The sequence below is a fragment of the Nonomuraea turkmeniaca genome (genome assembly GCF_005889735.1).
Classification (GTDB): Bacteria; Actinomycetota; Actinomycetes; order Streptosporangiales; family Streptosporangiaceae; genus Nonomuraea; species Nonomuraea turkmeniaca.
Map to the genome: position 1 here is coordinate 1 of NZ_VCKY01000502.1, position 2,059 is coordinate 2,059.

2 protein-coding genes are annotated in these 2,059 nt (G+C 69.4%); one reads left to right on the forward strand and one right to left on the reverse strand.

Annotation, left to right across the window (positions count from 1 at the left end; translation table 11 throughout):
- On the reverse strand, positions 1 to 1,290 hold a 1,290-nt coding region (locus ETD86_RS54050; RefSeq protein WP_138674341.1), incomplete at its 3' end, for a carboxyl transferase domain-containing protein.
- Positions 1,291 to 1,342: 52 nt separating this feature from the next.
- Here ETD86_RS54050 and ETD86_RS54055 point away from each other — a divergent pair.
- On the forward strand, positions 1,343 to 1,951 hold the full coding sequence (locus ETD86_RS54055) for an SACE_7040 family transcriptional regulator (RefSeq protein ID WP_138674342.1): 609 nt from the start codon (positions 1,343 to 1,345) through the stop codon (positions 1,949 to 1,951).
- The last annotated feature ends 108 nt before the right edge of the window (positions 1,952 to 2,059 follow it).

Below are 2,059 nucleotides of genomic sequence, written 5' to 3' on the forward strand. Positions count from 1 at the left end.
CCCCGCCATCGCGTAGTTCCCCGCCCCGAACGACCCGCCGATCACGACGGTGAACTTGGGCACCCGCGCGCACGAGACGGCGGTGACCATCTTGGCGCCGTGCTTGGCGATGCCGCCCGCCTCGTACGCCTTGCCGACCATGAATCCGCTGATGTTCTGCAGGAAGACGAGGGGAATCCGGCGCTGGTCGCAGAGCTCGATGAAGTGCGCGCCCTTCATGGCGGACTCGCTGAACAGGATGCCGTTGTTCGCCACGATCCCCACGGGATGGCCGTGAAGGTGCGCGAACCCGGTCACGAGCGTCGACCCGTACTCCGCCTTGAACTCCAGGAACCGCGAGCCGTCGACGATCCTGGCGATCACCTCGCGCACGTCGTACGGCTGCCGGGTGTCGCCGGGCACGATCCCGTACAGGTCGCGCGGGTCGTGGCGGGGCGGCTCCGGCGCGATCGTCTCCCACGGCCGCGGAGGTCGCGGGGCGAGCGTGGAGACGATGTCACGGACGATGGCGAGGGCATGCGCGTCGTCCTCGGCCAGGTGGTCGGTGACGCCGCTGATCCGTGAGTGCAGGTCGCCGCCGCCGAGCTCCTCGGCCGTGACCTCCTCGCCGGTGGCCGCCTTCACCAGCGGCGGGCCGCCCAGGAAGATCGTGCCCTGGCCGCGGACGATCACGGCCTCGTCGCTCATCGCGGGCACGTACGCGCCGCCGGCGGTGCAGGAGCCGAGCACCGCGGCGATCTGCGGGATGCCGCGGGCGGACATCGTGGCCTGGTTGTAGAAGATGCGGCCGAAGTGCTCGCGGTCCGGGAAGACCTCGTCCTGCTTGGGCAGGAACGCTCCGCCGGAGTCCACGAGATAGACGCACGGCAGGTGGTTGTGCAGGGCCACCTCCTGCGCGCGCAGGTGTTTCTTGACGGTGATCGGGTAGTACGTGCCGCCTTTGACCGTCGCGTCGTTGGCGACGATCACGCATTCGCGGCCGGAGACCCGGCCCACCCCGGTGATGATCCCGGCGGCGGGCGCCTGGTCATCGTAGAGGCCGTTCGCGGCCAGCGGCGACAGCTCCAGGAAGCGGGAGCCCGGGTCGAGCAGGCCGTCGACGCGGTCGCGTGGCAGCAGCTTGCCCCGCTCCACGTGCCGCTGCCGGGACCGCTCGGGGCCGCCGAGCGCGGCGGCGGCGAGGCGTTCGAGCAGTTCGGCGGCGAACCGCTCGTTGAGCTCGGCGTTGCGTTTGTACGCCTCGCTCCCCGGGTCGGCGACCGACTTCAGCACCGGCCAGTCGCTGCTCATGAGTCCCCTCTCATGGCATGGATGTTAGTCATCATTAACGTAGTCGTCTAGTATGCGAGACGTGACCACCGCTGCCACCACCCCTACCCGTAATCGGCGCAACAGGCGCGCGGAGATTCTGGAGGCGGCCGCCCGGCTGTTCGCGGCGCGCGGCTTCCACGGTGTCTCGATCGAGGACATCGGCGGCGCGGTGGGCGTCTCGGGTCCGGCGCTCTACCGGCATTTCAGCGGCAAGGACGCGCTGCTGGCCGAGATGCTCCTGGACATCAGCTCGCGCCTGCGCGAGTCGGCCGTCGCGGTCGCCACCTCCGCCACCGACCCGCGGCAGGCTCTGGACGCGCTGCTCAACGTGCAGATCACGTTCGCGATCGAGCAGCCGGCGCTGATCTCCGTGCACGACAGGGAGCTGGGCAACGTGCCGGAGCCGCAGCGACGTCAGATCAGGCGGCTGCAGCGGCTGTACGTCGAGGAGTGGGTGACCGTGCTGGCCGAGCTGCATCCCGCGTGCCCGGCCGCCCGGCTGCGCGCCGCCACCCACGCCGTCTTCGGCCTGCTCAACTCGACCCCGCACAGCGCGGGCGAGCTGCCGGAGCGGGACATGCGGCCGCTGCTGCACACGATGGCGAAGGCCGCGATCGATGCCGCAGTTAGCGTGCGCTAACTTCCCAGGCCCCGCCAAAAGGGTCCTTGTTGTCCAAACTATCTAGATATATCGTCAAGGTATCTCGATAGTTGGAGGACGCATCATGCGAGATCCAGACTTCTGGGG